Source organism: Rubrivirga sp. SAORIC476, assembly GCF_002283555.1.
GTDB lineage: Bacteria > Bacteroidota > Rhodothermia > Rhodothermales > Rubricoccaceae > Rubrivirga.
In genome coordinates this window covers 214,472-232,154 of sequence record NZ_MVOI01000006.1, presented here as the reverse complement: position 1 = coordinate 232,154, position 17,683 = coordinate 214,472, and the positions used below count along the sequence as shown (strand labels likewise).

The window sequence follows — 17,683 nt, the reverse complement described above, 5'->3', positions numbered from 1 at the left end:
TCCCGAGGCCGCCCTCCTCGAACCTCTTCACAATCACCCCACCCGCGCGAAGCCCAGGCTCTTCGGGGCCGTCCGTCCGAAGTGCTCGCGCGTGCCCGCCAGGTCCGGCGCCGCCAGCTGGGGGTCCGCCTCGGCGATGGTGAACGCCGCCTCGCGCGCCTCCCCCAGGATCTCCGCGTCGCGGACCAGGTCCGCGATCTTCAAGTCCGGCAGGCCCGACTGGCGGGTCCCGAAGAAGTCGCCCGCGCCGCGCAGGCGCAGGTCCGCCTCCGAGATCTCGAAGCCGTCCGTCGTCGCCTCCATCGTCGCCAGCCGCTCCTCGGCCTCCGAGGTCCGCTTGTACGAGGTCATCAGGAAGCAGTAGCTCTGATCGGCCCCGCGGCCGACGCGGCCACGCAGCTGGTGCAGCTGGCTCAGGCCGAACCGCTCGGCGTGCTCGATCACCATGACCGTCGCGTTGGGCACGTCCACGCCCACCTCGATTACCGTCGTCGCGACCAGCACGTCGGTCTCGCCCGCCTTGAAGCGGTCCATCGCCTCCTCCTTCTCGTAGGCCAGCATCCGCCCGTGGACCAGGTCCACGCGATACGGGCGGATCGCCTCCATCAGCTCCGCAGCGCCCGTCTCGGCGTCCTTCACGTCCGCCAGCGTCTCGGACTCCGACTCCTCCACCAGGGGGAAGACGACGTAGGCCTGCCGCCCCTCGCGGAGCTGGCCCTTGACGAAGTCCAGCATCTCGTCGCGCCGCTTGTCCGTGTAGACGCGCGTGTCGATGGGCTTGCGGCCCGCGGGCAGCTCGTCGATGGCCGACACGTCGAGGTCGCCGTAGACCGTCATCGCGAGCGAGCGCGGGATGGGCGTCGCCGTCATCATCAGCACGTGCGGCCGCTGGCCCTTCTTGAACATCTTGGCCCGCTGGACGACCCCGAAGCGGTGCTGCTCGTCGACCACCGCCAGGCCCAGCTTCTGGAAGGCCACCTTGTCCTCGATGATGGCGTGCGTGCCGACGACCACGTCGGCCGTCCCGTCGGCGATCTCGGCCAGGATCTCGTCGCGCAACGCCTTCCGCTGCCCGCCGATCAGCAGGCGCGTCGTGAGCCCGAGCGGGTCGAGGAAGCGCTGGATGTTGGCGTAGTGCTGCTCGGTCAGGATCTCGGTCGGGGCCATGAACGCCGCCTGATGGCCCGCGTCGACGGCCATCAGCATGGCCGCCACGCCCACGACGGTCTTGCCCGAGCCCACGTCGCCCTGCACGAGTCGGTTCATCTGGTGGCCGGACGCTGTGTCGCGCGCGATCACGTCCAGCACCCGCTGCTGCGCGCCGGTCAGCTCGAACGGCAGCACCTCGTCCAGGAAGCGTCGTGCGTGCCCGCCCAGCCCGTCCAGCACGACGCCCGCGCGCTTCTCCTGCCGGCCCTTCGTCAGCGCCAGCAGCAGTTGCAGGAAGAAGAACTCCTCGAAGATGAGCCGCCGCACGGCCCGCCCGCGCTCGGCGGTGTCTCGCGGAAAGTGGACCGCCCGCAGCGCCACGTTGCCCGGGATCAGGTTGTACCGCTCGCGCACCGAGGCGGGCAGCACCTCCGGGATCGCCAGCCCGTGCGCCTTGATGAGCCCGTAGATCAGCTTGCGGAAAACGCGGCTGTTCAGGCCGACTTTCTCCAGCGCCGCGCCGCCGGGGTAGAGCGGCACGATGCGGCCGGTCGTCAGCGCCGCGCTCGCGTCGTCCAGCTTGTCGGCCTCGGGGTGGGCCATCGAGAACTGGGACCCGTACTTTTCGGCCTTGCCGTGGAAGGCGTACGTGTCGCCCTTGTTGTAGAGCCGGTGGATCCAGTTGGCCCCGCGAAACCAGACGCACTTGAGCGTCCCGCCGGACTCGTCCATCACGCGCAGCTCGAAGCGGCTCCGCCCGCCGCGCCCCGGCACCAGCCCCTTGGCGGTCACCGTGCCGACGACCGTGACCGCGCCCATGCCCTCGGCGAGGTCGCGGATGGGCGTGACCGTGCTCCGGTCGAGGTAGCGGCGCGGGTAGTACCGCAGCAGGTCGCGGTACGTCTTGACGCCCGCCTTGCGGAGGGGCTCGGCGCGGCGCTCGCCCACGCCGGGCAGGTGTTCGATGTCGGTGTCGAGCACCGAGGGGTCGGTCTCGGCCATGCGGAGCGGTCGGGTCGGGGGGCCGGAAAGCTAGGACGCCCCGGCCGACAGCGGCGTGTCGCCCGGGATGACAGCCCGACGCGTGCTTTCTTGTGGGGGAGGCAGACCTAACTCTGACACCACATGCCGCTTCGTTTCCTCGTCCTCGTCCTGCTGATCCCCATCGCGCACGCGCAGACGCCCATCGCCTGGACGGGCGACGGCGGCGACGGCCTGTGGGAGACCGCCGACAACTGGGACCTCGACCGCGTCCCGGCCGCGACCGACTCGGTCCTCATCACCCAGACCGACGCGTCCGTCCGGCTCACGGCACCTACCACGGTCGCCGGGCTCCAGTTCGCCGCGTTTCGTGGCGCGCTCACGCTCGACGCCGCACTCACGGTCACTGGAGGGCTCCAGTTCAGCCAGTCCACCTCGACGCTCGCCGTCGGGTCCACGCTCGACGTGGGCGGGCGGATGACCTGGGCGAGCGGCGTACTCCTGGGGGGGACCGTCACGGCGGGCGGCGGGCTGCGGACGACCGGCGCCTCGGCGTCGTCGGGCAACATCAAGCGGCTCGACGGCGGGCGGCTGGTGCTCCCGGCCGGGCAGACCGGCTCGCTCGACGGCTGGTACTTCCGCGCGCTCAACGGGTCCGAGTTGGTGGTCGAGGCGGGCGCGACGCTCACCGTCACCGAATCCGTCGAGTCGTTTGAGATCCCCACCGAGTCCACGGCCACACCAACGATCGTCGTGGATGGGACGCTCCGGTTCGACGTTCGCGACGGCGGCAACCCGCGCATCGACTGGGGCCTGGACGCCTCGGGCACGGTCGAACAGACCTCGGACGCTCGGTTCGGCGGCGAGGTCACGTTCGCCGGGCCGATCACCGACCGGGGCGCGACCTACCGCGCCACCGCGGGGACGCTCTCGCTGGCACACCAGACCGGCGCCGTCACCTTCGGCCTCGCCTCGCGGATCGAGGGCGCCGCTGGGGCCGCCGTCCGCTTCGGCGGGGGCCCGACGCGCGTCGAGGGCGAGTTGGCCGTCGACAGCCTCGTCGTGAGCCGCGCGCTGTCGTCGGGCGAGACCGCGGTGGTGGTGCCGTCCCTCTCGACCGTCTCCATCGGTCACCTGACCCTGTCTGTCACGGGCGGCGGCCGGGTGACCGTCGAGGACGCTGCGCCGCTGACGCTCGCCAGCCTCTCTCTCGACCTAAACGACCGCCTCGAACTGACCGGTCCCCTGACGGTGACGGGCCCGCTGGCCCTCGACAACCGAGGCGCGTCGGTCTGGGCGCCCAGCGGGATCACGGTCGGAGGGCTGCTCTCGTGGCGCGGCGGCACGCTGGAGGGCGGCGGCACAGTGACGGCCGCCGGCGGACTCGCCACGACGGGCGGCGCCGGCTCGGCGAGCAACGAAAAGCGACTCGTCGGCACGCGGCTGGTGCTGCCGACCGGGCAGACGGCCACGATGAACGGGGCCTACCTCTACGGCCTCGACGGGGCCGAGTGGGTGATCGAGGCGGGGGCGACCGCGACCGTGCTGGAGAACTACCGCGCGTTCTACGAGCCGACCGAGTCGACGGCGCAGCCGCGCGTGACGGTCGACGGGACGCTCGTGATCGACATCTTCAACGAGGACCTGATCGCGTTCGACTGGGCGCTCGCAGGGACCGGCGTCTTCGAGGTGGCCTCGGCCGCGCTGACGCGGTTCCGCGCCCCCGACTGCCTGACCTTCCCGGACGGCACGATCCGGCTGTCGGGCTCGCTCGTGCTGGAAGGGACCCAGCAGTGCCTCGACGTAGCGGGCGGCGTGCTCGAAACCATCGTGGGGCGCGAGGCCGGCGGCGCGCTCGCCGGGCAGGTCGTGGCCTCGGGGACCGTGTCCCTCGCCGGGACGCTCCGGGTCCTCTACGCTGAGGGCGTCACGCCCGCCGTCAACGACTTCGCGTCCATCGCCCAGACCGCAGCCGGGTTGATCGCGCTGCCGGACACCGTCGAGGCGCCCGATGTCGAGGCCGCCGGCCTCGCGGCCAGCCTGGCCGTCGACCCGACGGTCGAGGGCGACGGCACGGTCGCATCGTTGCTGGTCGTGGACCCGACCCCGCCGCCGGGCGCAACGCCGGTCGCCATTCAGATCTCCGCACCGCGCGCATGGCGCCGAGGCCGCGACCTGCCGGTGGGCGTCCTGGCCCGGAGCGGGAACGACGACGGGGCCTACACCACGGTCCAGGTGGACGTCTTCGTCCGGAACACCGAAACCGGTGCGGAGAGGCAGGCCGACCGCCTCGGCCCCCGCGATCCCGCGCGGTGCCAGGGCCTCCCGCCCTCGGCGACGCCCAACTACGACGAGATCCGCTGCCGGACGCGCATCTACGACCCCGCCCTGTTGCCGCCGCCGCCGGACGGCACGGACTACCCCGCGATCCCGCCGCCCCAGCCGATGCCGGAGGGCGGGCTCGACGGGTTCACGCTGGCCCTCGGCCCCAGCAGCGGCGGCACCGGGTCGAGCGCCGGACGCGGCTTCGGCGGCGTGGCCGGACCGACCTGCTCGGCGGTCGCGGAGGAGGGCGAGGACCTGCTGATCCGTGCGACGGCCTCGCCGGGCGCGTCGGAGGATCAGTCGCTCTCGTGCGCCGCCAACGCCGTCGGGCTGCTCGTCGGCTTCCTGCCCGGGGGGGCGTGCATCAAGGGGGCCGTCTCGACGGCCATCGCCCTGACCGACCCCAACGTGGACGCCTACGCGTTCGCGGTCGCCACGTCCATCAACGCCGTCTCGTGCGGCATCGACCTGGTGCCGCCGTCCAAGATCATCCGCATCGCCGAGGGCGTGAACACGCTGGCGGGCATCTACAACGGCACCGACGGCACGCTCGCGGCGTGCGCCGGACTGCCGGGCTGGGGCTCCCCGATGGGAGAGGGCGGCGCGGCGGGCACCACCACGACCTCGTGCAACGGGTCGGAGGACCCGAACGAGAAGCTCGGTCCGGGCACCGAGGCGGGCGACCTCGCCGCCACCCACTGGCTCGGCGCCGACGACACGGCCGAGCCGCACCTCTTCACGGTGTTCTTCGAGAACCTCGCGACGGCGACCGCGGCCGCCCGCGACGTCGTCGTGACGGACACGCTCGACACGACCGTCTTCGACCCGGCTACGTTCGCGTTCGCCTACGGCGGCGTCGCCGACCAGTCTGCGACCGTCGACGCCGGGCTCTCGGGGACGGAGTCGGTCCAGACGGCGAGCTTCGACCTCGACCTGCGCCCGCGTCTGGAGGTGGCCGCCCACGTCGAGGCCCAGTTCGACCCGGCGACCGGCGTCATCCGGTGGGACCTCTCGACGCTCGACCCGGAGACGGGCGAGGAGCCGACGGACATCCTGGCGGGCTTCCTCCCACCCAACGACGAGGCGGGGAACGGCGAGGGCTACGTCGGCTACCGCGTGCGCCTCCTCCCGGACCTCGCGACGGACGCGGCCAGCGCCGACGCGGCCCGGATCGTGTTCGACGCGAACGCCGCCATCGACACCAACCCGTGGGCGGTCGGCGTCGATGCCGAGCCTCCCCAGAGCGCCGTTGCGCCGTTCCCCTCCCCCACGGCCGACGCCGAGGCGTTCGAGGTGATCTGGGGCGGTGACGACGCCGCATCCGGGACGCCGGGCAGCGGGATTGCGACCTACGACGTCTATGTGGCCATCAACGGCGACACCCCGGTGCTGTGGCTCGAGGCGACGGCCGAGACCTCGGCCACGTACTCGGGCGCGCGGGGCATGACGTACGCGTTCTACTCCGTCGCTCGCGACCGGGTCGGGTACGAAGAACCGTCGCCCGAGACGCCCGACGCCGAGATCACGGTGCCCGGCAACGTGGACGGCGAGACGGCCCCGTCGACGTTCGCAGTCGGCGCCGTTGCGCCGAACCCGTCGCACGGGACGGCGACCGTCGCGGTGGACCTGCCTGCAGCCGCCTCCGTGACGCTGTCCGTGTACGACGCCCTGGGCCGCCGCGTCACCCAGCGGACGGTCGAGTTGTCGGCCGCGCGGCACCGGCTCCCGCTGGCGCATGAGAGCCTGGCCGCGGGTGTCTACGTCGCCCGCATCTCCGCAGATGACGGCGGCAGGGTCGTCGGTGGGCACGCTCGGTTCACAGTCGTGCGCTGACCCAGAGCGCGTGCGTCGCCTCTCCCCGCCTCCGGGGAGCGTCTGGGCCGACGACGGTGGGTACCATGAGGGGCGACTCTCCCCGTGCTCCGATGCTCCGCTCGTTCCCGCTGCTGCTCCTCGCCCTGGCCCTGCCCGCCGCCGCGCAGACGCCGATCGCCATCGGGTCGTACTGCAACTTCGATGGTGAGACGATGGAGGCGACCGTCTTCGGCTTCGACCCCGACGACGACGCCGAGGCGGCCGTGCGCGAGGTGACGCGCTACACGGGGCTGCGGCCCAACTTCACCATCCGCGCCGCCAACGTCGACAACGCCTCGGCGGTGATCGACGCGGCCACGGGCGAGCGCCTGATCCTCTACAACCAGGAGTTCATGCGAGCGGTCCGCATGCGGACCAACTCGGACTGGTCCCAGGTCTCGATCCTGGCCCACGAGCTCGGCCATCACCTCCAGGGCCACACGCTGCAGGCGGGCGGCTCGCGGCCGTCCATCGAGCTGGAGGCCGACCAGTTCTCGGGCTTCGTGCTCCAGCGCATGGGCGCCACCCTCGACGACGCGCTCCGCGCCATGCGCGCCATCGCCACCGAGGAGGGCTCGCGGACGCACCCGCCGCGCAGCGCCCGCCTGGCTGCCATCACGAACGGCTACATCGACTCCGAGACGCTCTCCGGGCAGCCCCCCTCCACCCCGCCGCCGGACGCCACCGAGCCGCCGCCCGTCGCCCGCCGACCCCCCCCCCGCGAGACGCCCCGGACCGCGCCCCGCGAGACGGCCCCGCCGCCCGTCCCCACGTCCTCCGGCATCCCGGACGGCGGCGACTACGAGGGGCAGGTCCGCTACCAGCTCGACGCCTTCGACCGCACGCTCGCCCGCGAGGGCTACACCCGCACCGTCGACGCCCACGTCGCCCGCATCGACGCCGACGCCCGGGAGCGCTTCACCATCGACTTGGAGGCGGGCACCGAGTACCGCATCGTCGGCACGTGCGACAACGACTGCACCGACGTGGACCTTTTCCTCTACGACCCGTCGGGCGCGCTCGTCGACAGCGACGAACTCGCGGATGACATCCCGGTGGTCTCGGTGACGCCCCAGCGCTCGGGCACGTATGCGCTCGAAGGGCTCATGTTCGAGTGCGCGACCGAGTTCTGCTTCGTCGGCATCGGCGCCTGGGCGCGGGCGGCGGACGGCAGCGGGCGCCCCACCGCGGGGCGCAGTGGACGAGCGCCCAGCGGCGACCGCTTCGGCAACGGGGGCGGGGCGAACACGAACGCCTACACGCAAACCCTCACGGAGCAACTCGACCTGGCGCGACAGCACTACCGCTCCGAGGGGCTCCAGCAAGTCGGCACGGACCAGGTCGGCACCGTCGCAGCGGGCGGGCGCGAGCGCTTCTCGTTCGAGGCCAGCGGCGCGGGCACCGTCGTCGGCGTCTGCGACCAGGACTGCTCCGACGTGGACCTCTTCCTGTACGACGCCACCGGCACGCTCGTCGACAGCGACCAGCTCGACGACGACGTGCCCATCGTGACCGTGCCGGGCGCGGGCCGCTACTCGGCCGAGGTGGTCATGTACGAGTGCTCGACGGAGGTCTGCTACTACGGCGCGGCCCTCTTCCGCCAGTAGCGGACTGGACCGGACCGGGCCGAGCGGCGTTGGACTCCCCTCTCTCCCCTCTCCGACCATGCGCGTTCTCCTGCCCGCTCTCTTGCTGCTCGCCGCGGCGTCCGTCACGGCCCAGCCCGCCGACCTCGACCGGCAGATCGCAGCCCTCGACCGCGACCTCGGGCGCGTCGAGGCCGACCTCGCCTCGGTCCGCGCCGACCTCGCCCGCATCCGAGCCGACGAGGCCGCGCTGGACGACGAGCGCGCCCGCTTCCAGGCGCAGATCCGCGACTACCGGGCCGACACGTACGCATACCACGGCCAGGCCGACCGTGTCCGCCGGATGTACGATGACCTGTCCCGCTACGGTGGTTCCGACGCCGACCGCCGCGCCTACGACGACGCCCGCTTCGCGCTGGAGGACGAGGCCGAGCGGTTGGAGGGCGAGGCCCAGATGCTCAACGACTGGACGGCCGAGATCGACGCGGGCTACCGCGCCCACGCCGACCGCGTCCGCGAGGCGGCGGCGCAGGGGCAGCGCCTGACCGCCCAGCGCTCGGCGCTCGCCAACGAGCGGCAGACGCTCGCCGAGCGCCGCGCCCGGCTGGCAGCCCGCCGCTAAGGCCCCCGCGAGACACCCCCGACGGCGCCGCCGAGGCGGGCCTACCGGCCTCGGGTGGGACGGGGGACGAACTGACCGTCCTGCTTGACGACGCGGCCCGCCTGCATCACGAACGCCACGTCCCGCATCGCCGAGGCATCGGTGAGCGGGTCGCCCGTGACCGCGACGAGATCGGCGGTGTAGCCGGGCCGCAGCGCGCCGAGCGTCTCGGCACGCCCCAGCAGGTCGGCCGCGTTGACGGTCGCGAAGCGGAGCGCCTCCATGAACGGCACGCCCACCTCCTCCATGTAGACGAACTCGTTGGCGTTGCGTCCGTGGCGGAAGACGCCCGCGTCGGTGCCGAACGCGATCGGCACGCCCGCCTCCCACGCGCGGCGGAACGTGTCCTGGATGAGCGGCCCGATGGTGAGCGACTTCTGCGTTACGACGGGCGTGTAGTAGCCCTCGATGCGCGCCGAGTCGGCGACGGACTTACCGGCGGTGATCGTCGGGACGAGGTAGGTGCCGCGCTCGCGCATGAGCGCCATCGTCGCGTCGGACATGTAGGTGCCGTGCTCGATGGACGAGACGCCCGCGCGGACGGCCGTCGCCATCCCTTCGTCGCCGTGGGCGTGGGCCGCGACGGTCAGCCCGCGCGCGTTGGCGGTCTCGATGATGGCCCGCATCTCGGCCTCGGAGAAGTGCGCACCGGTGCCGTCGCCCTGGAGCGAGAGCACGCCGCCGGTCGCCGTGAACTTGATCAGGTCCGACCCCCGCCGGATCGCGATCCGCACGCCGCGGACGGCCGCGTCGACGCCGTCCACCACGCCCTGCGTCTCGTCCGGGACGCCGACGATGTCCTCGCGGTAAGAGTTGCTGCGGTCGGCGTGGCCGCCGGAGATGGAGAGGCTGTTGCCTGCCACGAACATCCTCGGCCCGTCCACGTCACCGCGGTTGATGGCGTCGCGGAGCGCGTAGTCCGCCCCCTCGTCGGCGCCCACGTCACGGACCGTCGTGAAGCCGGCCATCAGCGTCGAGCGCGCGAAGGCGACGGCCTGGAGGACGCGGTCGGCCGGGGTGAGGCGGAAGCGGTCGATGTAGCCGTTGGAGCGGCTCTCGCCCGTCAGGTGGGTGTGGCTGTCGATGAGCCCCGGCATGCATGTCGCGCCGGTCAGGTCGATGGCGTCGGCGTCGGTGGTGAACCCCGCCACGACCTCCGCGACGCGCCCGTCCATCACCACGACGGTCTGTTCGAGGAGCGGCTCCATCGAGGTGGCCGGGTCGAGGAGCGTGCCGCAGTGAACGACGGTCCGCTGGGCGGCGACCGGGGAGGCCGCGACGAGCGCGGCGAGGACGAGGAGGGCGAGGCGCATGACGGAGAAGGAGTGAGCCGCCCGAGTCTACCACGTCCCCGCCCCCCTCGGCGCCGAGGCGGAGACGGCTACAGGATCCAGCGCGGCACCAGCAGCATCACGCCCCACGTCACGAAGGCGAGCGCGAAGAGCGTCCCCGCGATCATCGGCGTTGCCTCCAGCAGGCCGAACTGGCTGAGGAGGCGGTGCCAGTCGTGGAAGACACGGTCGCCGCCGAGCAGCGGGAGCGCGCGCGCCTGGGCGTCGGCGGCGTAGATCGACACGTCGACGAAGTTCTGCCCGAGCAGCAGCAGCGCCAGTTGGGTCCCGATGCGGTTGGACCAGTACAGCCCCTGGTAAACGAACAGCGCCGGGAGGAGGATCTGGAGCAGCGACCCACCCGCCACCATCATCGTCTGCCCGAAGAAGCGGAAGATGAAATGGCCCGCCTCGTGGACGATCAGGTCGAAGGCGTGGACCAGCACGATGAGCGGGTTCGGGTCGTAGGTGTACTCGCCGAATGCGAACAGCGCGCACAGGGGCAGCATCGCCACCCCGAAGAGGTACGGCGTGACCTGGTGTCGCTCCGGGAGGCTCAACGTCGCCATGCAGAGGGTATCGGCGGGTCCGGTCCGTGTTCAAGCGCTCGCGCACCGACGCCGCCCGCCCGGCGTTACCCTGCCGTATGCCCGACGCCACCCTCCTCTCCCCCTCCGAGCTCGCACAGATCGAGTCGTTCGAGCTGCGCGCGCGGACGGTCGTCGAGGGCTTCATCACGGGCCTCCACAAGAGCCCCTTCCACGGCTTCTCGGTCGAGTTCGCCGAGCACCGCGCCTACAGCCCCGGCGACGAGCTCCGGCACGTCGACTGGAAGGTGTACGGGCGGAGCGACCGGCTGGTGGTGAAGCGCTACGAGGAGGAGACGAACCTGCGCCACTACATCGCGCTGGACTCGTCGGCCTCGATGCGGTACGCGGGGCACGCGGGGATCTCGAAGCTGGAGTACGGCGCCACGCTGGCGGGAGCCCTCCACGTGCTGATGGCGCGCCAGCGCGACGCGACGGGCCTGATCACGTTCGACCGCACCGTGCAGACGGTCGTCCCGCCGAAGGCCACGCGCACGCACGTGCGGACGCTCCTGGCTCGCCTGTCGCGCCTCTCCGCCGAGGCGGAAGGGGCCACAGACACGAACGCCGCCGCCGCGCTCCAGGACATCGCCGAGCGGATCCCGCGCCGCGCTCTCGTGGTCGTCATCTCGGACCTCTTCGAGTCGACCGCCGGGGCCGACGACACGGTCCGCGCGCTGCGGCACCTGCGGCACCGCGGTCACGAGGTCGTCGTGTTCCACGTCCTCGACGCGGCGACGGAGCAGCGGTTCGACTTCGACGACCGGCCGGTGCGCGTGCGCGACATGGAGACGGGCGAGGAACGGACGCTCCAGCCCGCGCAGGTCCGGGAGGCGTACCGGGAGGCGTCCGGGGCGTTCGTCGCGTCCGTGCGCCGCGCCTGCCGCGAGGCGGGGGTGGACTACGAGTTGCTCGACACGGCCCGCCCCTACGCGGACGCACTCCGCGCGTACCTCGACAAGCGCAAGCGGCTGTATTAGGCCGTCCTTCGGGTGGGTACGGGGTACCGGGCACACCACCCTGCAATTCGCTCCAGGAAACGTCAAGGGGTCAGCGAGGAGGCCCGCCTCGGTGCGGACGTGGGGGGCGTTACAAAAGTGCCGGTTGGTGCCTCTGAGGGGCGGGTCGGTGCCTCTGACAGGCCGGTTGGTGGCCCCGACGGGCCGGTCGGCGAGTCTGACGAGCCGGCCGACGACCTCGACAGGCCGGTCGGTAGGCCTGACACGTCGGTCTGGGGCCTCGGCAGGGCGGTGCGAGGCCTCGGGGCTGGTGAGGCCCGCCTCGGCGCCGAGGTGGGGGGAGCCGACCCGTCGCCGCACGCGCGCAACCTCTCCGCGCGGACACGTAGGTTGACGGTCCGGCCGTTCCCGGCCCCTCTCTTCCCTTTTCCCGACACGATGCGCTTTCCCGCTGCGGCCCTCGCCGCGCTGACCGCCCTCGCCCCCGTGGCCTCCGCCCAGACCGCGACCGCCGTCGCCGACCCCGGCCTCGTCGGCCGGTACCAGGCCACCATCACGCCCGCCGAGTTGGCGGGCCACCTCTACGTCTACGCCGACGACTACCTGGCGGGCCGCGAGACCGGCGAGCCGGGCCAGCGCTTCGCCGCCCGCTATCTCGCGGGCCAGTACGCGACGCTCGGCATCGCGGCGCGCGGTACCGGACCGGACAACGGCAACTACGGCATCGACGGCTACCTGCAGCCCTTCGCGCTGGAGCAATCCACGCTCGTCAGCCTGACGGGGCTCGTGGAGCAGGCCGGCACGCCGGTGCTGACCTCGACGCTCGCCGAGGGTGACACCGAGACCGCCTTCCTCATCCCGGCCTACGGGCAGGTGGAGGACGACACGCCCGGCCGCCTCGTCTTCGTCGGCGACGGATCGGACCTCGACGGCATGGACCTCGACGGCACGTACCCCGTGCTCGCGCCGGGCGCCGACCAGGGCGCCATGCGGGCCGCCCTCGGGGCCCTCGGCACGGCGGGCGCGAAGGGCGTCCTCCTCGCCACGGCCCCGACCAACGCCGCCCTCCAGGGCCGCGCGGCGAGCGCCTTCCAGGCCGGTCGCCTCGCCCTTCCCGCCGTCGACGGCGCCGAGAAGAGCGAAGGGGGCCTGCCCGCGATCCTGATCACCAGCCGCGAGGCGCTCGACGCGCTCATGGGCGCGGCCAACGTCGCGGCCGACGCCGACGGCGCCTACCCGCTCGGCGACACCGGCCTGACCCTCTCGGTCACCGCGGAGATGACCAAGACCGAGGTCCTGTCGGAGAACGTCGTCGCCTTCATCGAGGGCACCGACCTGAAGGACGAGGTCGTGGTCATCTCGGCTCACCTGGACCACGTCGGCGACGACGGCGACGGGGACGACACGATCTACAACGGCGCCGACGACGATGGCTCGGGCACGGTGACGATGCTCGAGATCGCGGAGGCGTTCAAGGCTGCCGCCGACGCGGGCGACGGGCCGCGCCGCTCGATCCTCTTCCTCCACGTCTCCGGTGAGGAGAAGGGCCTGCTCGGCAGCGAGTACTACGCCGACCGCGAGCCGCTCATCCCGATCGAGCAGACGGTCGCCAACCTCAACATCGACATGATCGGTCGGTACGACCCCGAGCGCGGCTTCGAGCGGACCGACTACGTCTACATCATCGGCGGCGACCTCATCAGCCAGGACATCCACGACTGGAACGAGGCCGTCAACGAGACGACGGGCACGGACCTGCTCCTCTCGGACCGCTTCAACTCGCCGGACGACCCGAACCAGTTCTTCCGCCGCTCAGACCACTGGAACTTCGGCAAGTACGACGTGCCCTTCATCTTCTACTTCACGGGCACGCACGAGGACTACCACGGCGTCGGCGACAGCGCTGACAAGATCGACTACGACCGCATGGCGCGGATCGGTCGGCTGATCTTCGGCACCGCCTGGGAGCTCGCCAACCGCGACGAGCGGCCCGCCGTCTCGGGCGTCGGCTTCAACTAGCCTGAAGGCTTGGCTGAACGCGACGCGGCCCCGCCCCGGACATCCGGAGCGGGGCCGCAGTCTGGTCGGGCGGTCCGTCAGCGGGCCACGACGAGACGCTGCGAGCGGACGGCGCCGTCGGTCGCGAGCCGCACCACGTAGACGCCCGGCGCCAGCGCCGACGCGTCGACGCGGACCGGGTGGTCCCCGGCGGCGAAGGCGCCCGAGGCGGCGACGGCCACGCGGCGGCCGAGCGCGTCGTACACGGCCACCTCCACCTCGGCGGGCGCGTCGAGGCGGACGACCACGGTGCTCGCGCTCGGCGCCGGGTTCGGGAACGGGAGGCCCAGGCCGAACGCCGCGTCCGGCCCGGCGGCCGTGGCCACGTCGGCCTCGCCCAGGAACGTAAACGGCTTCATCTCGATCGGCCCCTCGCCCGCGGACGACTGGTAGAGCGGCCACTGGTCGGCGAAGTTGGCGCTCGGCGTGCCCGTGATGTCGATGAACCCGCTCTGGCCCGGCGGGATCACGTTCTCGGCCCGGTAGCCCACGCCCTCGCCTCGGCTACCGTAGACCCAGAGCTCGATGACCTGCTGGTAGGTCGCCGGGTACTCGGGGTACTGGGCGTTCGTGCGCACCACCCGAGTCAGCTCCTGGAGCTCCTCGAAGTCGACCGGGGCCACGGACTCCAGGTGGTCCTTGAGGACCTCGACGCCGTCGTAGTAGCGGTGGTAGCCGCCGGGCGAGGTGCCCGTCCAGCGGACGTTGTCGCCCTGGTTCCACCACGCGACCGGCTTGTTATTCCAGTTGGCGAAGTAGCCCTGGGCCGGGTTCTCGGACTGCGGCTGCTGCGCGAAGTGGGTCAGCCCGAGCCACTCCTGGGTGCCGTCGCCCCGGAGCGGCAGGCGGGGGTCGGCGTCGCCCGGCCGGATCGGGTAGTCGCCGACGTGCCAGTAGGCGATGTTCTGCTCCTTGTCGGCATAGAACATGTTGAACGAAACCGGGATGCGGGCGGCGGCGGCGCGGAAGCCGTCGATGGAGGTCGCGTCCCAGGCGTCGAGGAGCGCCTCGGCCATGTCCAGCTCGCGGTTCTCGAACGCGTAGCGGTAGCTGTAGGCGACCCCGTTGTCCGCGTCGATGGCGTAGACCGGGCCGTAGACCGAGCGGAAGCTGGTGTACGTCACCGGGTCGGAGCCGGCGACCCCGATGGTCTGCACGTTGGGCTCGGCCGGGATGAAAGCGCCGTCGTAGAGGTAGGTCGGGACGCCGCCGGGGCCGGGCGGCCCGAGTGTGAGCGTGAACGTGTCGGTGTTGTCGGTGGCGCCCGTTGTGAACGTCCACGCCCGGCCGCGCGTCCGCCCGATGATGACGCCCGGGATGCCGGGCACGCTCATGCCCGCCACGTGGAGCCCGTCGCCTCGCGAATCGCCGACCAGCAGTTCGTACTCCGCCGTGACCGCCTTTGCGTCGACGCGCGGCTGGCCCATCTGGGGTGCCCCGAGCAGCATCACGTGGCCCGTCTCCGACATCGCGCTCGAGATGACGGCCGCGAACGAGCCGAACTTGTGGGGCACGCCGTTCGCGACGAGCGACGCCGTCAGCGCCTCGCGCTGAGCCGCCGCGGTCGCCGCCACGTCCGGGTCCACCTCGGGGCCGTCGTAGGTCACCCCGGCAGGAGGCGAGGGCACCTGGCTCGACGCCTCGATGGTGACCGAGGCCGTCGGGTCGTTGACCGGCCGGTTGGCCTCGAACCAGTCGACGCCCTGAGCCTGGAACTCGGCGAGGCGCGCCAGCTCGTCGCCGCCGATCTCGCCGAAGCGACGGATGAAGAACTGCATCACCGCCATCGCCTTGTCGACGGAGTACGGCTCGGGCTGGAAGCCGCCCGCCGCGTACTCGCCCGGCAGGTAGGCCGACGGGTTCGCCGAGGTCGAGTCGATGTACGCGTTGATGCCGTCCACATAGGACGAGATCATGGTCTGGAGGCGCGGCGTGAGCTGGGTGAACTGCGCCGCGCGCTCGGCGGGCGTGTAGTAGACCGTCCGGATGCCCTGGTCCTGCGCGAGCGCGGCCGAGCCCTGGAGTTCGGCGAGGCGCCCCGTCGCCGTCCGCCAGAACGTTTCGAGCTGGAAGAGGCGGTCCTGGGCCGTGGCGAAGCCCTGGCCGAAGAAGACGGCCGCCTCGGTGTCGGCGGTGATGTGGGGGACGCCGTAGTCGTCGCGGTCGATGGCGACCGTGTTGCCGTCGGAGGCGGTGAGCGTCACGTCGGTCGCCGTCTGGCCGGCGGCGACGAGGGGGACGGCCAGCAGAGCGGCCAGAAAGGCGGAGCGAAGAGGCATGAGAGAGAGGGGCAAGGATGGAAGCGGTTCCGATGCACACATATCGAGGTCGCCCTCCCGGCGTTCCGTGGCGGTACACTTTCAGCCTCTCCCCTCTCCCCATGCTCGACCGCATCCACGCCCTTACCGACGACGTCTTCCCCGAGGTCGTCCGCCTGCGACGGGCGATCCACCGGCGGCCCGAACTGGCCTTCGAGGAGCACGAGACGGCCGCGCTCATCGCGCGGACGCTGCGCGACATCGGCCTCGACCCCATCGAGGGCGTGGCCAAGACCGGCGTCGTGGCCCACGTCGAGGGCGCACGCTCCGGCCCGACGGTCGCCCTCCGCGCCGACATCGACGCGCTGCCCATCACCGAGGCCACCGGCCTCGACTTCGCCAGCGAGACGCCGGGGCGGATGCACGCCTGCGGGCACGACGCCCACACGGCGATGCTGCTCGGCGCGGCGCAGGTGCTCCAGGCGATGCGCGCCGACCTCGCCGGGACGGTCCGCCTCGTGTTCCAGCCGAGCGAGGAGAAGGCGCCGGGCGGGGCGTCTGTCATGATCGAGGAAGGTGTGCTCGGACCGATGGGCGGCCACGATGGCCCCGCGCGCATCTTCGGCCAGCACGTGTTTCCCGAACTCCCTGCGGGCACCATCGGCATCCGCGGCGGCACCTTCATGGCGTCGGCCGACGAGGTGTACCTCACCATCCACGGCCAGGGCGGCCACGCGGCGGCGCCGCATCTGCTGGTGGACGCGGTGCTCACGCAGGCACACATCCTGACCGCGCTCCAGGCGGTGATCTCGCGCAACCGGCCGCCCGGCATCCCGTCGCTCCTGTCCTTCGGACGCGTCGAGGCGGACGGGGCGACCAACATCCTGCCGGACACCGTCCGCCTGATCGGCACCTTCCGCGCGATGGACGAGGACTGGCGGTTTCAGGCTCACGACCTCATCCGCCGGACGGCGCAAAAGACGGCCGAGGCGTTCGGGGCGACGTGCGACGTGGACATCGTCGTCGGCTACCCGGTGCTGAACAACGACGAGGCGGCGGCGGCCTTCGCTCGCGAGACTGCGGTCGCTTACGTCGGCGCCGAGCGCGTGATCGACCTTCCGATGTGGTACGCGGCCGAGGACTTCGCCTTCTACACCGAGCAGATCCCGGGAGCGTTCTCGGTGCTCGGCGTCGGCAACGAGGCGACGGGCATCACGCACGGGCTGCACACGCCCCGCATGACGGTCGACGAGGAGGCGTTGCGGACGGGCACGGGCTTCCTGGCCGCGCTGGCGGCGCGGCAGCTGGCCGGGGAGTGAGGCCTGGATCTGGTCCGACAGTTTTGCCCTGACCGCTGCCTGGCGGGCCGGTATCCTCCGGCACACCCACCCCCGAGAGACCCCGCCAGACGCTACGCCCACTCGCTCCCCAAGCCATTGCGTCGCTCTTCGCGTGTCGTCTCTTTCTGCTGTGCCCTGCTCCTCACGAGTGGGCTGATCGGCTGCTCGCTGGTTGGCCCGGAGTCCGACCAGATCTCGTTCGAGACGCTCGCCCGGACCGACACCCTGCTCAGCGAATCCCAGTCGTCGAAGATGGTGGTGCTGCGCTCAGACGAGGACGAGGCCGCGTTCGCCACCGACTACGGACTCGTGGCCCCACTGCCCGACATCGACTATGAGACCTCCTCGGTGGTGGGGGTCGTCTACCCGGCGACGGCGTCGGGCGGCGTCGTCCTTATCAGCGACCTCCGGCGCCGGGGAGACCGGCTGACCGCCTGCGTGGTGTACGACGGGCCACAGCCTGTGACGCATGCCGAGCGAGCGTCCGCCACCGCCTACCCCGCGCATCTCGTCGTGACGCCTCGGATCGTCGGCGACGTGTCGGCGCGAGAGATCCGGAGCCCGAGGCTCGGCGGCTGCTGAGCGCTCGACGCC

General features: G+C 72.0%; 11 protein-coding genes. 7 read left to right on the top strand and 4 right to left on the bottom strand.

Features of this window, described 5'->3' with window-relative positions:
• Positions 1-33: 33 nt before the first annotated feature.
• On the bottom strand, positions 34-2,151 hold the full coding sequence (gene recG, locus B1759_RS12485) for an ATP-dependent DNA helicase RecG (protein WP_095515406.1): 2,118 nt from the start codon (positions 2,149-2,151) through the stop codon (positions 34-36).
• Positions 2,152-2,274: 123 nt separating this feature from the next.
• Here recG and B1759_RS12480 point away from each other — a divergent pair, with 123 nt between their 5' ends.
• The 3 genes from B1759_RS12480 to B1759_RS12470 all read left to right on the top strand — a co-directional run bounded on the left by B1759_RS12480 (position 2,275) and on the right by B1759_RS12470 (position 8,517).
• Entirely contained in the window at positions 2,275-6,288 is a 4,014-nt protein-coding gene (locus tag B1759_RS12480; RefSeq protein WP_095515405.1) for a T9SS type A sorting domain-containing protein, read from the top strand.
• 92 nt (positions 6,289-6,380) lie between these two features.
• Complete coding sequence (locus B1759_RS12475) at positions 6,381-7,916, top strand: hypothetical protein (protein ID WP_095515404.1); 1,536 nt, start codon at positions 6,381-6,383, stop codon at positions 7,914-7,916.
• A gap of 58 nt (positions 7,917-7,974) precedes the next feature.
• The gene (locus B1759_RS12470) at positions 7,975-8,517 is read left to right on the top strand and encodes a hypothetical protein (protein WP_095515403.1); all 543 of its coding nucleotides are present in this window, start codon (positions 7,975-7,977) and stop codon (positions 8,515-8,517) included.
• A 41-nt stretch (positions 8,518-8,558) separates the two neighbouring features.
• Here the strand turns inward: B1759_RS12470 and B1759_RS12465 are convergent, their stop codons facing one another.
• Together B1759_RS12465 and B1759_RS12460 are read right to left on the bottom strand one after the other, a co-directional pair.
• Entirely contained in the window at positions 8,559-9,869 is a 1,311-nt protein-coding gene (locus tag B1759_RS12465; protein ID WP_095515402.1) for an amidohydrolase family protein, read from the bottom strand.
• Between the two features lie 68 nt (positions 9,870-9,937).
• Positions 9,938-10,456, bottom strand: coding sequence for a hypothetical protein (locus tag B1759_RS12460; RefSeq protein WP_095515401.1), 519 nt, complete (start codon positions 10,454-10,456; stop codon positions 9,938-9,940).
• Between the two features lie 77 nt (positions 10,457-10,533).
• On the opposite strand from B1759_RS12460, the gene B1759_RS12455 reads away from it, so the two are divergent.
• Positions 10,534-11,454: a DUF58 domain-containing protein gene (locus B1759_RS12455; RefSeq protein ID WP_095515400.1), complete on the top strand. Its 921-nt coding sequence runs from the start codon at positions 10,534-10,536 to the stop codon at positions 11,452-11,454.
• A 417-nt stretch (positions 11,455-11,871) separates the two neighbouring features.
• Positions 11,872-13,452: a M28 family peptidase gene (locus tag B1759_RS12450; RefSeq protein WP_095515399.1), complete on the top strand. Its 1,581-nt coding sequence runs from the start codon at positions 11,872-11,874 to the stop codon at positions 13,450-13,452.
• A gap of 77 nt (positions 13,453-13,529) precedes the next feature.
• Here B1759_RS12450 and B1759_RS12445 read toward each other — a convergent pair whose 3' ends face one another.
• Positions 13,530-15,770: a penicillin acylase family protein gene (locus tag B1759_RS12445; protein WP_158225240.1), complete on the bottom strand. Its 2,241-nt coding sequence runs from the start codon at positions 15,768-15,770 to the stop codon at positions 13,530-13,532.
• Between the two features lie 101 nt (positions 15,771-15,871).
• Between B1759_RS12445 and B1759_RS12440 the strand changes: the two genes are divergently transcribed.
• Positions 15,872-17,068, top strand: coding sequence for a M20 family metallopeptidase (locus B1759_RS12440; RefSeq protein ID WP_095515397.1), 1,197 nt, complete (start codon positions 15,872-15,874; stop codon positions 17,066-17,068).
• A gap of 117 nt (positions 17,069-17,185) precedes the next feature.
• Positions 17,186-17,671 (top strand): hypothetical protein, encoded by a 486-nt coding sequence (locus B1759_RS12435; protein WP_095515396.1) that lies wholly within the window; start codon positions 17,186-17,188, stop codon positions 17,669-17,671.
• Positions 17,672-17,683: the final 12 nt, after the last annotated feature.